Genomic DNA, 15689 nt, shown 5'->3' on the forward strand with positions numbered 1-15689 from the left:
CCGAACAAGGGACATGGATCCCACTGCCCTCGGCCTGCGCCGACTCGTCGTCCCCACCGCGGTGGGGACCATCGTCGTGCACGCGGGGCGGGTGTCGGGGAGCCCGGTGGCCACGGTGCTCCTGCACGGTGCCGCGGGGTCGTGGCGCACGTGGGCTCCGATGATCGCGGCGTCGGACGACATCCGGTTGCCCCTCTCGGACATCGTGGCGATCGATCTGCCCGGGTGGGGCGAGTCGGCCGGGCCCGTCCCCGATCCGGGCGACCTCGCGGTGGCGGTGGCCGCCGTGGTGCGAGCGCTCGGGTATCCGCGCTGGCGCGTGGTGGGACACTCCCTCGGGGCGGTGGTCGCGCTCGACGTGGCCGCGCGTTTCCCCTCCGCGACCGTCGGCGTCGGACTCGTCTCGCCGAGCGGGGAAGGCGCCCGGACCGTCGCGCGGCACCCTCTCCGCGGCATCCTGACTTTGCCGGGACTCGCCGGGATGGTCGCCGCGATGCACGTGCTCCGCGGGCTCGGCCCGCTGTCGCGCCCTCTTCTCACGCTCCTGGCCCGGACGGGGATGCTGAGCGTGCTGGCACGCCCCCTGTTCCGGCATCCGTCCCGCGTCGACCGCGCCGAGACCGACGCCCTCGCGACCGAGATCCGGCCCGCGGCGTTCCTCGCGGCCGCGCGGACGGCCCGCACCCACGACGATGCCGTGTGGCGACGCGTCGCGTGCCCCGTCCGATCTGTACGGGGACGCCATGATGTCTTCGTCGCCGCCCGCGACGCTCGGGCGTGGGCCCGGACGATCATCGACTTCGACGAGGTCGCGCTCGAGGACAGCGGGCACTTCGCGCACGTCGAGCAGCCGATCCCGACGTTGCGCGCGCTCCGGGCGGTCTGGGCTGCCGACCGCGCGCCCGCCCCCGTCAGGCGGTCGGCAACCGCAGCGTGACGACGGTCCCCGCGCCTTCGCGGGAGCGCAGCTCGACGCCCCCTCCGTGACGGTGCAGGATCGTCCGCACCAGCGAGAGGCCGATGCCCGAGCCGGGCACGTCCCGCGCGTTCGCCGCGCGCGCGAGGTCGTCGAAGACGAGGGACTGGGCGTCGGTCGGGACGCCGCGTCCCGTGTCGGCGACCTGGATGACGGCGCCTCCCCCGTCCTCGCGCAGTCGGACCTCGATCGGTCCGGATGCCGAGAACTTCACCGCGTTGGCGAGGACGTTGTCGAGGGCCAGGGCGAGCAGGTCGGGGTCTCCCGGGAGCACCGGCACCGACCACGGCACCCGCTCGGCGATGACGCTGATCCGGCCCCGCGCCTCGGGGCGCTGCTGCTCGATCGCGTGCACCGCATCGCGAGCGAGCGCCTCGAGGTCGACCGGCTCGGTCTCGAGCGGCCGCGTCTCGATCTCGGACAGCTTGCGGAGGTCGCCGACGAGGGCCGCGAGCCGCCGCGCCTGCGCGTCGATGACCTCGACGTGCGCGGGGGCGTCCGCGGGATCGACCCCGGCGAGGGTCGCGCGGATCGCGGTGATCGGGTTCTTCAGCTCGTGGTCGAGCCGCGCGAGGAAGCGGCGATGAGCGTCGCGCTCCTCGCCGCGCCCGCTTCGGTATCCCTCGCCCCGGGCACGGTCGGACGCCGCCTTCGTCCGGCCCCGGCGCGCCGCGACCGCCACGACCACCGCGGCGACGATCGTGAGGGCCAGGCCGACGAACAGCGCCACCAGCGGCAGCGCGGTGCTCACGGTGAGCGCCCGTCGCTCGCCGACGGCGAAGAGAACGAGAGCGACGAGCGCCCCCAGCGTCACGGGAAGCGCGATGGCGAGCGCCGCCGACCGCCGGCTCACGCGGCACCGACCGGATGCACGAAGCGGTAGCCCGCGCTCTGCACGGTCTCGATGTAGCGGGGCGCGCCGGGGTCGTCGCCCAGCACACGCCGGAGCTCGGCGATGCGGTGGTCGATCGCGCGGGTCGAGGTGACGAAGTCGAAGCCCCACAGCGCCGTCAGAAGCCGATCGCGCGTGTGCACCTCCCCGGGGTGCGCCATGAGGTAGTCGAGGAGCATGACCGCCTTGGGCGTGAGCGTCACCTCGGTGCCGTCACGCCAGACCCGCCGCGCGGAACGGTCGAGTTCGAGGGCTCCCGCCCGCAGCCGCGGTGCCGCGCTCAACGGTCGCTCCCCCGGGACGCTCCGCCGCAGGACCGCGCGCACGCGCGAGAGCAGTTCCTGCGGATCGAACGGCTTGTTCAGGTAGTCGTCAGCACCCTCGTCGAGAGCGGCGCTGCGCTCGTACGACTCCCCCACCTGGGTCAGCAGGATGATGGGCAGCCACCGCCCCTCGGCGCGCACCCGCCGCACGAACTCCCGCCCGTCGACCCTCGGCATGATGACGTCGCACACGGCGAGCGCGATGTCGCCGACGGGGAGCGCGTCGAGGGCTTCCTGCCCGTCGGCGGCGACCACCACGCGGTAACCGCTCCGCTCGAGGAAGGCCCCGAGCCCGGCGCGGATCGTCTCGTCGTCGTCGACGAGCAGGATGCCGGGGCGTTCGTCGCTCACGACGACACCCACGTCGCGAAGACCGGGATGCCGACGGCGACGACGATCACCAGGCCGATCCCGATGACGGTCGCGGCGAGCGCGAGGTATCCGAGCACGAGGCCGACGATGGCGAGCGTCGCTCCCCGATCCCCGGTGCGACGGATCTGTCCCAGCGCGATGTGCCCGAAGATGACGGGCAGGATGCCGAATCCGCACAGGCCCAGGACGAGGGCGGCGATCGCGAGGCCGTTCGTCCGGGGCGCCGCCTGCCCCCAGACGGGGACCGGCGCGCTCATCGGGTGTCCCGGGTCGAGGTCGTCGCGACCCCCGTGTCGTCGAGGCGAGGGGCGTTCCCCCGCCAGAGGATCGTGTTCACGTCGCCGCTGACCACGAGGTCGCCGACCTGCTGGGCGTAGACGACGATCCCGCTCCCGCTCACGGTGAGCGTCGACACGTCGTCGAGCACCACCGCGGTCGCGAAGCCCGAGACGGTCACGTCGTCGCACGCTCCCTCGACGCGGACGACCTTGCCGTCGTCGGCGATGACGAGACCGGGGGTACAGGCGATGGTCGTGTCCGCCAGGGCGATCGCCTCGTCGCGGGTGCGGAGGTTCGAGGGGGCCTCGGGCGCGGCGGAGGCGGCGGGGGCCGGAGGGGCGATCACCTCGGGCCGCGGGTCGTCGGTCGCCACCTCGACGCTCGAGGCGTCGGTGGGAGAGGCGAGGGGGCCGGCGGCATCCTGATCGTCCGTGATGCTCACGGCGCACCCTGTGAGCGCGGCGACGGCCAGCCCCAGGGTCAGGACGGTCGTGGTGATTCTGCGCATGTCAGCCTCCGAAGGTGGGGACGAGGATCTCGACCCGGCGGTTGAGTTGGCGACCCGCGGGGTTGTCGACCCCGTCGAGCTCGTTCGCGGCGACGGGACGGGACTCCCCGTACCCCTCCGCGGTCCAGTCGGTTTGCGTGCCGCGCCGGCGGAGCGCGTCGACGACGGCCTGCGCCCGGCGCTCGGACAGCACCTGGTTCTCGGCGTCGGTGCCGATGGCATCCGTGTGTCCGGAGACGGTTGCCGCCGGGACCGCACCCTGCGTCAGCAGGGCGGCGAGGGAGTCGAGCACGCCGGCGGCATCCGGACGGATCTCCGCCGAGTCGAAATCGAACAGCACCGCGTCCGAGAGCGTGAGAGTGGTCCCGCAGCTGGCCACGGGGGCCAGCGCCGCGAGCGGCGGGAACACGCCCAGCTTCGGTACGGGCGGCAGCGGCGCCACCGTCACCGGCACGCCATCGACGCGGCCGGTGCCGTCGCCGAAGTTCTGGATCTCCACGCTGCCGTCGCGGTACGACCCGGACCCGTCGCCGAAGTTCTGGATCTCGACCGCTCCGGCGCGGTAGTTCCCCGCCCGTCGCCGAAGTTCTGGATGCTCTCGTCGCCCCGGGCGCTGGTGCCGGACCCGTCGCCGAAGATCTGCACCTCACGGGTCGCATCGCGGTACGTGCCCGACCCGTCGCCGAAGTTCTGGATCGTCACGTCGCCCGAGGCGTAGGAACCCGAGCCGTCCCCGAAGTTCTGGATCTCGACACCGCCGATCGTCGTCGAGCCCGACCCGTCGCCGAAGTTGCGGATGGTTCCGTCCGGTCCCGTGTACGTGCCCGAGCCGTCGCCGTACAGCACCGCCGTTCCGGCTCCGGCGCTCACGCTCCCGGGAGCGTCGCACGAGGCGGAGCGGACGGTGACGCCGGGCAGCGACGCCAGGGACGAGGCCGCCGCGATCGTGAAGGCCGACGCCGAGCCGTCGAGGAGCGCCAGATCGGGCAGGGTGAACAACGGCACGGGCGGGAACTCCCCCGCGTCGTAGCCTGCGACCCGGGCGATGTCGGTCTGCGGCACGGATGTTCCGGCGTCGGTCGGCGTCGAGGCGGCGGAGGTGGATGCCACCGGCTCCGCGCTGCACCCGACCAGGGCCAGGAGCGCGACGGCGGCTGCGGCGCCGAGGGCGCGGGCCGGAAGAGAGCGGGGGGAGGAACTCATGGCATCCACCGTATTGACCCGATGTCGCAGCCGTGTCGCCGGGATGTCGCTGTTTCGCGACACCCGCCGCGCGCCCCGGTCACGGGCGGCGGGAGATCGTCACCGTCCGCGGCGCGTCCGCGTCGAGGTCGAGCGTGTGCGGGGCGATCTCGCCACAGGCGTTGTCGACGCCGCGGCCCCCCACCTCGCGGTCGATCTCGATCTCCCACCACGTGTCGGCGAGGTACTCCGCGACGCCGCGCCCCCACTCGACGATCACCGCGGATCGCGCCACGTCGATGTCGAGATCGTCGAGCTCGACCGCGGCCCCCAGGCGGTACGCGTCGACGTGCACGAGCGGCGTCCCCCCGACGAGCGAGGGGTGCGTGCGCGCGATCACGAAGGTCGGGCTCTGGACGGGACCCCGGATGCCGAGACCCTCGCCGATCCCGCGGGTCAGGGTCGTCTTTCCGGCGCCGAGCGGGCCCGTCAGCACGACGACGTCGCCCGGTTCCAGCGCGCGACCGAGCGCACGGCCGAGCTCTTCCATGTCGCCGGGGCCGTCGATCCGTCGCTCGCCGAGCAGGTCGTCGGGAACGCTCACGCCCCGACCTCCCGCCGCGGCACGCGGGGACCCACGCGCGTGACGATCTCGTAGTCGATGGTGTCGGCGGCATCCCCCCAGTCCCGTGCCGCCGGCACGCCCAGAGTGGGATCGCCGAAGAGCACGACCTCGTCGCCGACGGACACGGGGTGGTCACCGACGTCGACGACGAACTGGTCCATCGCGACGCGTCCGGCGACCGGGAAGCGTCGCCCTCCGATCACGACCGGCCCGCGGTCCGACGCCTGCCGCGGAACGCCGTCGGCATAGCCGAGGGGCACGAGGGCGAGGGTCGTGTCGCGCTCTGTCCGGTAGACGTAGCCGTAGGAGACTCCCGTCCCGGCCGGCACGCGGCGGACGGCCGACACCGCTCCGCGCAGCGTCATGGCGGGGCGCAGGCCCAGGTCGGCGGACGTCCGGTCGTGGAACGGCGAGATGCCGTAGATCCCGATGCCGATGCGGACGCCGGTCAAGCGCGCCTCGGGGAGGGCGATCGCGGCGTGCGTGGCGGCGATGTGCCGGAGCGGCGGGTTCAGACCGACGGATGCCGCGAGCACGACGCCCTCCTCGAAGCGGGCGAGCGCGGCGCGATCGTCCTCTTCGCTGGCGTTGGACAGGTGCGAGAACAACCCGACCACGCGGAGGCGCCCGATGCGCTCGAGACGCGCCGCCTCGGCGAACACGACGCGCCAGTCGGCGGGGGCGATGCCGTTGCGGGACAGGCCCGTCTCGATCTTCAGGTGGACCGCGGCCGGGCGGTCGCCCTGCGCGGACTCACCCGCGCGGAGCAGCTGGTCGATGTCCGAGATGCCGAGCTCGATGTCGTGGCGCACCGCCTCGACGAACGACGCCCCCGGAGCGTGCAGCCACGCGAAGAGCGGAGCGTGGATGCCCGCCCGCCGCAGGGCGAGGGCCTCGTCGATGTCGGACACGCCGATCCGCGTCGCTCCCCCGCGAAGAGCCGCCTGCGCGGCGCGGTGGGCCCCGTGACCGTAGCCGTCGGCCTTGACGACGGCAATGACCTCGACCCCGGTGAGCCGCCGGAAATGGCGGACGTTCTCCGTGATCGCGTCGACGTCGATGAGTGCTTCGCGAAGCACCCCCGGTGCCATTCTCATGCGGTGTCCTCTCGGGCGGGCTGTGCGCCGGCTTCGGCGATCACGTAGGCGGTGGCGAGCCCCGCGTCATGCGACATCGACAGGTGCAGGGCGGTGATCCCGCGCGCGGCGACCGTGACCGCGGTCTCGCCGTGGAGCGCGAAGACCGGGCGACCCGAGGGCTCGGATGCCACCTCGATGTCGGTCCAATGCACGCCGTCCGACCCGCCGAGCGCCTTGATGAGCGCTTCCTTCGCGGCGTAGCGCGCGGCGAGCGAGCGGGGCTTCAGCACGCGCTCCGCCGGCCCGAACAGGCGGGGAAGCAGCCGCGGGGTCCGCGCGAGGTGCTCCTCGAAGCGCGGCACGTCGACCAGGTCGACGCCGATTCCGACGATCATGCGTCCTCCCCTCCTGGCATCCCGTCCATTCTGCCGGGTGGCGCGGAACAAGAAGGGGCCGGATGCCACGGCATCCGGCCCCATTCTCGATCCGGCTTACTCGACCGTGACCGACTTCGCGAGGTTGCGCGGCTGGTCCACGTCGAGGCCCTTGGCCTCGGCCAGGCCCATCGCGAAGATGTGCAGCGGCACGACGGCCAGGAGCGGCTCGAAGAGCGGGGCCGCGAGCGGGATGCGGAGGACCTCGTCGGCGGCGGGGAGGACGGCCACGTCGCCCTCCTCGGCGATCGCGATCACGCGGGCACCGCGGGCACGGATCTCCTCGATGTTCGAGACGACCTTCTTGTGCATCTCGCCCGAGCCGCGCGGCGACGGCACGACGACGAACACCGGCTGGCCGGGTTCGATGAGGGCGATGGGGCCGTGCTTGAGCTCGCCGGCGGCGAAGCCCTCGGCGTGGATGTACGCCAGCTCCTTGAGCTTGAGCGCGCCTTCGAGGGCGATCGGGTAGCCGACGTTGCGGCCGAGGAACAGCACCGAGCGCGTGTCGGCCATCCAGTGCGCGAGCTGCTCGATGCGCGCCTGCTCGCTCTCGAGCACGCGGGCGATCTTGCCGGGAACGGCCTCGAGCTCGGTGACCGCCTCGACGGCGACCATCGCGTCGACGGCGCCGCGGATGCGCCCCACGTGGAGGGCGAGCAGGTACAGAGCGGTGATCTGCGCGACGAACGCCTTCGTCGAGGCCACCGCGACCTCGGGGCCGGCGTGCGTGTAGACGATGGCATCCGACTCGCGCGGGATGGTGGCACCCTGCGTGTTGCAGATCGACAGGGTCTTCGCGCCGCGCGAGCGGGCGTATTTCACGGCCATGAGCGTGTCCATGGTCTCGCCCGACTGGCTGATGGACACGACGAGGGTGCGCGCGCTGAGCACGGGGTCGCGGTAGCGGAACTCGTGCGCGAGCTCGACGTCGACGGGGACGCGCGTCCAGGTCTCGAGCGCGTACTTGCCGACCATTCCGGCGTACGCGGCCGTGCCGCACGCGATGACGAGGATGCGGTCGATGTCGGCGAGGAAGTCGTCCATCCCCTCCAGCTCGGGGATCTCGACGCGGCCCTCGTGGATGCGACCGCGGATGGTGTTCGCGACCGCCTCGGGCTCCTCGGAGACCTCCTTGGCCATGAACGACGACCAGCCGCCCTTCTCGGCCGCGGACGCGTCCCACGTGACCTCGAACGCCTCGACCTCGACGGGAGCGCCCGAGAAGTCGGTGACCTCGACGCCGTCGGGGGTGATCGCGACGATCTCGTCCTGGCCGATCGCGAGGGCGTTGCGCGTGTGCTCGACGAAGGCGGCGACGTCGGAGCCGAGGAAGTTCTCGCCCTCGCCGAGACCGATCACCAGCGGCGAGTTGCGGCGTGCGCCGACGACGAGACCCGGGTGGTCCTCGTGCATCGCGAGGAGCGTGTACGCCCCCTCGAGGCGCGAGACGACCGAGCGGAACGCCTGGACGAGATCCTTGGTCCGGGCGTACTCGCGACCGATCATGACCGCGGCGACCTCGGTGTCGGTCTCGCTGCGGAACGCGAACCCGTCGCCCACCAGCTCGCTCTTGAGTTCGGCGAAGTTCTCGATGATGCCGTTGTGGATGACGGCGAGCTTGTCGTCGTCGGCCAGGTGCGGGTGCGCGTTGGCATCCGTCGGCCCGCCGTGGGTGGCCCACCGCGTGTGGCCGATGCCCGTCGTGCCGTTCGGCATGGGCGACGCCTCGAGGTCGTCGCGGAGCACCGCGAGCTTCCCCGCGCGCTTGCGCATGCCGAGCGCTCCCTCACCGTCGATGACGGCGATGCCCGCGGAGTCGTACCCCCGGTATTCCAGCCGCGACAGACCCGCCAGAAGGATGTCCTGGCTCTGCCGGGGACCCACGTAACCGATGATTCCGCACATAGCTTCCGAGTCTACGGGCGGTGGCTGGGCGAACCCCCTCGACGGCGGCCTAGAGCTTGCGCAACAGGACGGACTCGACCGTGTGGTCGGCGCCCTTCTGCAGCACGAGCTTCGCGCGGTGCCGGGTGGGCAGCACGTTCTCCTCCAGGTTGGGGAGGTTGATCTCGCGCCAGAATCCGAGCGCGCGCTCCACCGCTTCCTCGTCGCTGATGTCCGCGAAGACGCGGAAGAACGAGGTCGGGTTCGTGAAGGCGTTGTCGCGCAGGGCGAGGAAGCGGTCGACGTACCAGCGCTCGATGTGGGCGGCGTCGGCATCCACGTAGATCGAGAAGTCGAACAGGTCGCTGACCGCGACCTCGTTCGGCGAGGGCGGCGGCTGCAGCACGTTCAGCCCCTCCACGATGACGACATCGGGGCGGTGCACCGTCACGTGCGCGTCGGGCATGATGTCGTACCGCACGTGGGAGTAGAACGGGGCGCGCACCTCCTCGGCCCCCGATTTGACCTCACTGAGGAACTCCACGAGCGCGCGACGGTCGTACGACTCGGGGAACCCCTTGCGGTCCATGAGACCGCGCCGCTCGAGCTCGGCGTTCGGGTAGAGGAAGCCGTCCGTGGTCACCAGCTCGACCCTCGGGGTGTCGGGCCAGCGGCTCATGAGCTCGCGCAGCAGGCGGGCGATGGTGGACTTGCCCACCGCGACCGACCCGGCGACCCCGATGACGAAGGGGGTCGTGGCATCCGGCTCCCCCAGGAAGGTGCTGGTGTCGGCGCCCAGTCGCCGGGTGGCGCGCGCGTAGAGGCTCAGCAGGCGGCTGAGCGGCAGGTAGACCTCGGCCACCTCGCGCTGGTCGAGGCGATCCCCGATCCCGCGCAGCTGCACGACCTCGGTCTCGGTGAGCGGCTGCTCGATCCCGCCGGCCATGCGCGCCCAGTCGGCTCGATCGATCTGTCGATAGGGGCTCAGCGACGGTGCAGCGGCGGTCTCGGACACGCGGCAATGCTACTCGCGGGCTGATCGGCCCCTTCCCACTACGCTCGGACCGTGCGTCTCGGAGTCCTCGACATCGGCTCGAACACGGTGCACCTGCTCGTCGCGAACGCGCGAGCGGGAGGCCGTCCCACAGCCACCACCTCCCACCGTTCGGTGCTGCGCCTCATGCGCTATCTCCAGCCCGACGGATCGATCTCGCCCGAGGGCGTGAAGGGACTCGTGGATGCCGTGGCCGCGGCCTGCACAACGGCCAAAGCCGAGGGGGTCGACGAGCTCCTCGCGACCGCGACCTCGGCCGTGCGCGAGGCGACCAACGGCGAAGAGGTCATCGCGCAGATCGAGGAGGTCCTCGGCCAGCCGCTGCAGGTCCTCGGCGGCGAGACCGAGGCGCGGTTCACCTACCTCGCCGTGCGGCGGTGGTTCGGCTGGTCGGCCGGGCAGATCCTGCTCTTCGACATCGGCGGGGGCTCGCTCGAGATCGCGGGCGGTGCCGACGAGCTGCCCGACCTCGCCGAGTCGGTGCCGCTGGGCGCCGGACGCTCGACCGTGCAGTTCCTCCCCCACGACCCGCCGAGCGCCGACGAGATCGACGCGCTGCGCCAGCACGCAATGTCGGTGCTCGCACCGGTGGCCGAGCGCTTCGCCGCCCTCCCGCGCCCCGACCACGTCGTGGGCTCGTCGAAAGCCATCCGCTCGCTCGCCAAACTCGCCGGTTACCCCGTGCCGGGGTGGTCGGGCATCGACCGCATGGTCCTGCCCCGCAAGCAGCTCAAGGACTGGATCCCCCGTCTCGCGCAGATCCCCGCCGACGCGCGGGAGGCCCTGCCCGGCATCACCGCCGACCGGACGTTCCAGATCGTCGCGGCCGCGGTCGTCGTCGAGCGGGCGATGAAGGCGATGGACGTCGAGGAGCTGGAGGTCTCGCCCTGGGCCCTGCGCGAGGGCGTCCTCCTGCGCTACATCGAGTCGCTGGAGTACTGAGCGACGAAGGCTCAGAGACCCGATGAATCGAGGTCCCTGAGCCTGTCGGGTCCCTGAGCCTGTCGAAGGGACCGGACGCGCAACGACCGGTGGCTTCGACAGGCTCAGCCACCTGCCTCGAAGGTTCCCGAGCCCGTCCGAGGTCCCTGAGCCCGTGGAAGGTCCCTGAGCCCGTCGAAGGGACCGGGCTCTACAGCGCGAGGCGCTCCCGCACGACCTCGGCGAGCCGGTCCGCATGGGCGCGGGCCACGTCCTCCGACGCCGCCTCCACCATCACGCGCACGAGCGGCTCGGTCCCGGACGCGCGCAGCAGCACGCGACCCGAATCACCGAGCTCTGCCGTCGACGCCGCGACGGCCGCCTGGACGCCCTCGTCGCCGACCCCGTCGCGGTCGACGCCGCGCACGTTCACGAGCACCTGCGGATACACCGTCATCAGCGACGCGAGCTCGGCGAGGGTCTTCCCCTGCCGCGCCATCTCGGCGACGACGTGGAGTCCGGTCAGCAGTCCGTCGCCCGTCGTCGCGAAGTCGCTCATGATGACGTGGCCCGACTGCTCGCCACCGAGGGAGTACCCGCCCTCGTTCATGGCCTCGAGCACGTACCGATCGCCCACGCCGGTCTGCAGGACCCGGATGCCGTGCGCTTCCATCGCGCGGTGCAGACCGAGGTTGCTCATGACCGTCGCCACGAGCGTGTCGTCGACGAGCGTCCCGCGCTCCTTCATCGCGACCGCGAGGATCGCCATGATCTGGTCGCCGTCGACGACGTTGCCCTGCGCGTCCACGGCGAGGCAGCGGTCGGCATCCCCGTCGTGGGCGATGCCGACGTCGGCTCCGAGGCGCACGACGGTCTCGGCGAGCACGTCGAGGTGCGTCGAGCCCACGCCGTCGTTGATGTTCAGGCCGTCGGGGTCGGCGCCGATGACGGTGACCGTCGCGCCCGCGTCCTTGAACGTCTCGGGAGACACCCCGGCGGCCGCGCCGTGCGCGCAGTCGAGGACGACGTGGATGCCGTCGAGGCGGTGCGGCAGTGAGCCCAGCAGGTGCAGCACGTACCGGTCCTCGGCGTCGGCGAAGCGACGGATGCGGCCGACACCGGCGCCTGTGGGCTGCAGGCGCTCCCCCTCGAGGGCGCGCTCGATGCGCTGCTCCACGATGTCGGGGAGCTTGGTGCCGCCCCGGGCGAAGATCTTGATCCCGTTGTCGGGAGCGGGGTTGTGCGACGCCGACACCATCACGCCGAAGTCGGCGTCGCGGTCGGCGATGAGGAAAGCGGTGGCGGGGGTGGGGATGACACCCGCGTCGAGGACGTCGACGCCCGAGGAGGCGAGGCCCGCGGCGACCGCGGCCGAGAGGAACTCCCCCGAGACCCGCGGGTCGCGCGCGACGACCGCGGTGAGGCGGCGGCCTTCGGCCTTCCGCGCCTCCGCAGAACGGCCCTGGCCCAGGACGACGGCAGTCGCCTGGGCCAGGTGCAGCGCGAGTTCGGCGGTGAGGAGGCCGTTGGCCAGCCCCCGCACCCCGTCCGTGCCAAACAGAGGCATCCGGAGCGTCGAACTCAGCGCTTGGAGTACTGAGGCGCCTTGCGGGCCTTCTTGAGACCGGCCTTCTTGCGCTCCTTGACGCGAGCGTCGCGCGAGAGGAAGCCGGCCTTCTTCAGGGTCGGGCGGTTGTTCTCGGCGTCGATCTCGTTGAGCGCACGGGCGATGCCCAGGCGCAGCGCGCCGGCCTGACCCGAGGGGCCACCACCGGAGATGCGGGCGATCACGTCGTACGAGCCCGCGAGCTCGAGCACCGTGAACGGGTCGTTGATCAGCTGCTGGTGCAGCTTGTTCGGGAAGTAGTCCTCGATCGTGCGGCCGTTGACCGTGATCGTGCCCGAGCCGGGAACCAGGCGCACGCGGGCGATGGCCTGCTTGCGACGGCCGACGGCTGCGCCGGGAACCGAGAGCACGGGGCGCTCGGTGGCGACGACGGACTGCTCGGCCGGCGTCTCGGTGCTGTAGTTGCTGGAGTCGATGTTCGACACTGTTTCGTCCTTATCCGGCGGCGCTTACTGGGCGACCTGGTCGAAGGTGTATGCCGTGGGCTGCTGGGCACCGTGGGGGTGCTCGGCGCCGCGGTAGACCTTGAGCTTCTTGAGCTGCGCCGCGCCGAGGCTGTTCTTGGGCAGCATGCCGCGGATGGCCTTCTCGACCGCGCGGACAGGGTTCTTCTCGAGGAGTTCGTCGTAGGTGACGGACTTCAGACCGCCCGGGTAGCCCGAGTGGCGGTAGGCCTTCTTCTTCTGGAGCTTCTGACCCGTGAGCGCCACCTTCTCGGCGTTGATCACGATGACGAAGTCGCCGGAGTCGATGTGGTTGGCGAAGGTCGCCTTGTGCTTGCCGCGGAGGAGGACCGCCGCGTGCGAGGCCAGACGGCCGAGAACGACGTCGGTGGCGTCGATAACGACCCACTCGCGCGTGACCTCAGCGGCCTTGGGGGTGAAAGTGCGCGTCACAGTAGTGCTGCTTTCTTGATCGAACGGAGGAGTTCGTGAATCCCGCTCCGGTGGTCCGTTCCCGTGTCGAAGACCCGGGGAACAGGGCCGGTGGAGGGCTCACGTTCGGGCGACCTGCTCGCAGAGAGGCAGGCACCAAAGATCAAGACTACGTCATCCGGATGCCGAGACCAAACGCGGCTCGTTGCGTCAGCCCCAGAGGGTCCCCACGGCGACGAGGGCGAGCCCGGTGGCGTTGAAGACGACGTGCGTCGCCACGGCCGCCCAGATGCGGCCGGTCCCGAGCACGAGCGCGGCCGCGACGACGCCGACCAGCACGAGCGCCCACACATCGGAGGCGGACATCGGCGCGACGAGGAGATGCGCGCCGACGAAGAACGCGCTCGAGATCGCCGCGGCCGCGACACCGCCGGCGACGCGGCCCGACCAGCGACGCACGACGGTGTACGCGCACACGAGCACGACCCCGCGGAAGAAGAGTTCCTCGAGCACCGGTGCCACCGCGACCCCGGCGACGACGTCACCCGAGAAACCGTCCGGCAGCGTTCCCGGGATCGAGGGCGTCGAGGGCCAGGGCAACGACCCTCCCTCGCTCTGGGCGAGCGCCCCCTGACAGAACCGCAGGATCACCCCGAACACGACGCCGTACACGACGTCGAGCCCACGGAACCGCAGGAGGCCGAGCGGGCGGGACCGACTCCAGGCCACCACGACCGGAACCGCCGACGACATCCAGATCACGGCTTGCGCCGCGGCGGGAGCGTCGCCGACGGGGAGCAGGATGGAGACGGCTCGCGCGCCCAGGGCGCCGGCGCCCAGGGCGACCATCGCCCATCCGAGGAGGTCCGCGCCCCAGCGGGCTGTGCTCGCACCCCCTTCGCGCCAGGGGCGGTTCCGCCGGTGACGACGACGTCGCGACGGAGGAATGTCCGCAGCGGCGACATCGGGCAGGCGCATGGGCGCCACCGTACGGCCGCTCCGGGACCGTGACGGCGAGCGTCGGGCGAGGAGGGGGCGCATGCCCGCCACACCCGCCCATCACCTCGCCCGCCCGAGACGCCAACCTCACCCCGCGGGCTCCCCGCGCCGGATGCCGACACCCGGATGTCGACACCCGCGCGCGGGACGACTCAGCGCCGCAGGAAGTCGAGGAGGACGCTGTTGAACTCGTCGGCGTGGCTGACGTTGACGCCGTGCGGCGCACCCGTGACGACGTGCAGCTCGCTGCCGGGAATGGCCGCGTGCGTCCGCGCGCCCGAGCCCTCGAGGGGCACGGTGGCGTCGCTGTCGCCGTGGATGATCAAGGTCGGGACCGTCACGTGGGAGAGGTCCTCCCGGAAGTCCGTGGTGGCCCACGCCTCCATCGCCTTCAGGGAGGCGTGGTGATCGGCCTGGTGGGCGAGGCGTTCCGCCTCTGCCCGGTCGGCCTCCGTGACTTTCAGCTCGCCGTCCACCGAGAAGAAGCCCGTCGTGAAATCGCGGTAGAAGGCGTCTTCGTCGTCTTTCAGCGCCTGCTTCATGCCATCGGCCGTCTCGTCGTCCAACGGACCGTCGGGGTTGTCCTCGGTCTTCGCCAGGTACGGCGGCACGGCCGCGGCGAAGACGACGCTGCGGATGCGGTCCGCTCCGTGACGCGACAGATAGCGCGCGACCTCACCGCCGCCCATCGAGAACCCGACGAGGGTCACGTCGCGCAGGTCGAGTGCCGCGAGGACCGCCTCGAGGTCGTCGGAGAACGTGTCGTAGTCGTATCCCGTGCGGGGCTTGTCGCTGCGACCGAAACCGCGACGGTCGTAGGTCACGACCCGATAGCCGGCGGATTCGAGGGCCGGGACCTGGGCCGCCCAGGACTCCCCGGACAGCGGCCAGCCGTGGAGGAGGACGACGGGCCGCCCGTCACCCCCGGTGTCGTCGACATGCAGATCGATGTCGGTCAGAAGTCCGTGGTGTGCCGTGATCTCGCTCATGAGGACATGGTTCGATCCGTTTCTGAGCGAACGGGGACGGTTGACGCGGTACCGACGGGTTGGTAACGCCGAACCTGAACAGGAACATCGGGGCGAGCGCAACTCCACGTGCGCGCGCGGCGCGGTTCACTAGCCTCCGGGCATGGCATCCCTTCGTCTTCCGCTCGCGGTTCTCGCGTCCGCGCCCCTCGCTCTCGGCCTGACGAGCTGCGCCTCCCCCACCACGAGTCCGGGCACCTCGGAGACGGTCGTCTCGGCCGTGGTGCGCGCGGAGTCCGACGCGGGCGGACGCGCCGTCGATCTCGACCGCGACGACGACGGGACGTGGGAGGTCCGCGTCGCCGCGAACGGGGGCGACACGGACCTCCGCATCAGCGCGGACGGAGGGGAGGTGCTCTCGCGGGACGCCGCGGACGCCCTCGACGCCGCGGATCGCACCGCGCTCGAGAACGCAGGGACGACGATGGCGGATGCCGTACGGACTGCGGTTGCGGCCCACGGCGGCGGCAGCGTCGAAGAGGTCGAGATCGAGAGCGCGAGTGGCGCGCCGGTGTGGCAGGTGTCTTTCGACGACGGGGTGGACGTCGCGATCTCGCTCTCCGACGGAAGTGTCGTGACCGACGCGCCGTGAGGGAGCGGTTTAGATTGTGCACAATTCAATTGTGTG

Annotated in this window: 19 protein-coding genes; 3 read left to right on the plus strand and 16 right to left on the minus strand. The window is 71.8% G+C overall.

Features of this window, described 5'->3' with window-relative positions:
• The first annotated feature begins 13 nt into the window (after nt 1-13).
• On the plus strand, nt 14-937 hold the full coding sequence (locus MTES_RS03980; protein WP_013583909.1) for an alpha/beta fold hydrolase: 924 nt from the start codon (nt 14-16) through the stop codon (nt 935-937).
• Here the strand turns inward: MTES_RS03980 and MTES_RS03985 are convergent.
• From MTES_RS03985 to coaA, 11 genes are all read right to left on the minus strand, one after another.
• Nucleotides 912-1829 carry a sensor histidine kinase gene (locus MTES_RS03985; protein WP_013583910.1) on the minus strand — a complete coding sequence of 306 codons (918 nt, stop codon included), beginning with the start codon at nt 1827-1829 and terminating at the stop codon, nt 912-914. The two genes, MTES_RS03980 and MTES_RS03985, sit on opposite strands and share 26 nt — an antisense overlap.
• Complete coding sequence (locus MTES_RS03990) at nt 1826-2542, minus strand: response regulator transcription factor (RefSeq protein ID WP_013583911.1); 717 nt, start codon at nt 2540-2542, stop codon at nt 1826-1828. The genes MTES_RS03985 and MTES_RS03990 overlap by 4 nt, the downstream gene beginning before the upstream one ends.
• Complete coding sequence (locus MTES_RS03995) at nt 2539-2820, minus strand: DUF4190 domain-containing protein (protein ID WP_013583912.1); 282 nt, start codon at nt 2818-2820, stop codon at nt 2539-2541. Before MTES_RS03995 ends, MTES_RS03990 begins: the two co-directional genes overlap by 4 nt.
• Nucleotides 2817-3350, minus strand: coding sequence for a DUF3060 domain-containing protein (locus tag MTES_RS04000; RefSeq protein WP_013583913.1), 534 nt, complete (start codon nt 3348-3350; stop codon nt 2817-2819). The genes MTES_RS03995 and MTES_RS04000 overlap by 4 nt, the downstream gene beginning before the upstream one ends.
• A gap of 1 nt (nt 3351) precedes the next feature.
• Nucleotides 3352-3849 (minus strand): OmpA family protein, encoded by a 498-nt coding sequence (locus MTES_RS19810; protein ID WP_013583914.1) that lies wholly within the window; start codon nt 3847-3849, stop codon nt 3352-3354.
• Nucleotides 3795-4553: a hypothetical protein gene (locus MTES_RS19815; RefSeq protein ID WP_013583915.1), complete on the minus strand. Its 759-nt coding sequence runs from the start codon at nt 4551-4553 to the stop codon at nt 3795-3797. Before MTES_RS19815 ends, MTES_RS19810 begins: the two co-directional genes overlap by 55 nt.
• A gap of 79 nt (nt 4554-4632) precedes the next feature.
• Nucleotides 4633-5136: a tRNA (adenosine(37)-N6)-threonylcarbamoyltransferase complex ATPase subunit type 1 TsaE gene (tsaE, locus tag MTES_RS04010; protein ID WP_013583916.1), complete on the minus strand. Its 504-nt coding sequence runs from the start codon at nt 5134-5136 to the stop codon at nt 4633-4635.
• Nucleotides 5133-6254 (minus strand): alanine racemase, encoded by a 1122-nt coding sequence (alr, locus tag MTES_RS04015; RefSeq protein ID WP_013583917.1) that lies wholly within the window; start codon nt 6252-6254, stop codon nt 5133-5135. The genes tsaE and alr overlap by 4 nt, the downstream gene beginning before the upstream one ends.
• Entirely contained in the window at nt 6251-6631 is a 381-nt protein-coding gene (locus tag MTES_RS04020) for a holo-ACP synthase (RefSeq protein ID WP_013583918.1), read from the minus strand. The genes alr and MTES_RS04020 overlap by 4 nt, the downstream gene beginning before the upstream one ends.
• A gap of 96 nt (nt 6632-6727) precedes the next feature.
• Nucleotides 6728-8578, minus strand: coding sequence for a glutamine--fructose-6-phosphate transaminase (isomerizing) (gene glmS / locus MTES_RS04025; protein ID WP_013583919.1), 1851 nt, complete (start codon nt 8576-8578; stop codon nt 6728-6730).
• A gap of 49 nt (nt 8579-8627) precedes the next feature.
• Nucleotides 8628-9572: a type I pantothenate kinase gene (gene coaA, locus MTES_RS04030; RefSeq protein ID WP_013583920.1), complete on the minus strand. Its 945-nt coding sequence runs from the start codon at nt 9570-9572 to the stop codon at nt 8628-8630.
• Between the two features lie 51 nt (nt 9573-9623).
• Between coaA and MTES_RS04035 the strand changes: the two genes are divergently transcribed.
• Nucleotides 9624-10553 (plus strand): Ppx/GppA phosphatase family protein, encoded by a 930-nt coding sequence (locus tag MTES_RS04035; RefSeq protein ID WP_013583921.1) that lies wholly within the window; start codon nt 9624-9626, stop codon nt 10551-10553.
• Nucleotides 10554-10743: 190 nt separating this feature from the next.
• Here the strand turns inward: MTES_RS04035 and glmM are convergent, their stop codons facing one another.
• From glmM to MTES_RS04060, 5 genes are all read right to left on the minus strand, one after another.
• A complete protein-coding gene (gene glmM, locus MTES_RS04040; protein ID WP_013583922.1) occupies nt 10744-12099 on the minus strand; it encodes a phosphoglucosamine mutase in 1356 nt (451 codons plus the stop codon).
• 14 nt (nt 12100-12113) lie between these two features.
• Nucleotides 12114-12584: a 30S ribosomal protein S9 gene (gene rpsI, locus MTES_RS04045; protein ID WP_013583923.1), complete on the minus strand. Its 471-nt coding sequence runs from the start codon at nt 12582-12584 to the stop codon at nt 12114-12116.
• A 24-nt stretch (nt 12585-12608) separates the two neighbouring features.
• On the minus strand, nt 12609-13055 hold the full coding sequence (rplM, locus tag MTES_RS04050) for a 50S ribosomal protein L13 (protein WP_013583924.1): 447 nt from the start codon (nt 13053-13055) through the stop codon (nt 12609-12611).
• A 189-nt stretch (nt 13056-13244) separates the two neighbouring features.
• Nucleotides 13245-14012, minus strand: a complete 768-nt coding sequence (locus MTES_RS04055) for a type II CAAX prenyl endopeptidase Rce1 family protein (protein ID WP_158309745.1) — start codon at nt 14010-14012, stop codon at nt 13245-13247.
• Nucleotides 14013-14185: 173 nt separating this feature from the next.
• Complete coding sequence (locus MTES_RS04060) at nt 14186-15022, minus strand: alpha/beta fold hydrolase (RefSeq protein ID WP_013583926.1); 837 nt, start codon at nt 15020-15022, stop codon at nt 14186-14188.
• Nucleotides 15023-15164: 142 nt separating this feature from the next.
• On the opposite strand from MTES_RS04060, the gene MTES_RS04065 reads away from it, so the two are divergent.
• The gene (locus MTES_RS04065; protein WP_013583927.1) at nt 15165-15653 is read left to right on the plus strand and encodes a PepSY domain-containing protein; all 489 of its coding nucleotides are present in this window, start codon (nt 15165-15167) and stop codon (nt 15651-15653) included.
• Nucleotides 15654-15689 lie beyond the last annotated feature (36 nt).

This window comes from Microbacterium testaceum StLB037 (assembly GCF_000202635.1).
In the GTDB taxonomy this organism is placed as follows: Bacteria; Actinomycetota; Actinomycetes; order Actinomycetales; family Microbacteriaceae; genus Microbacterium; species Microbacterium testaceum_F.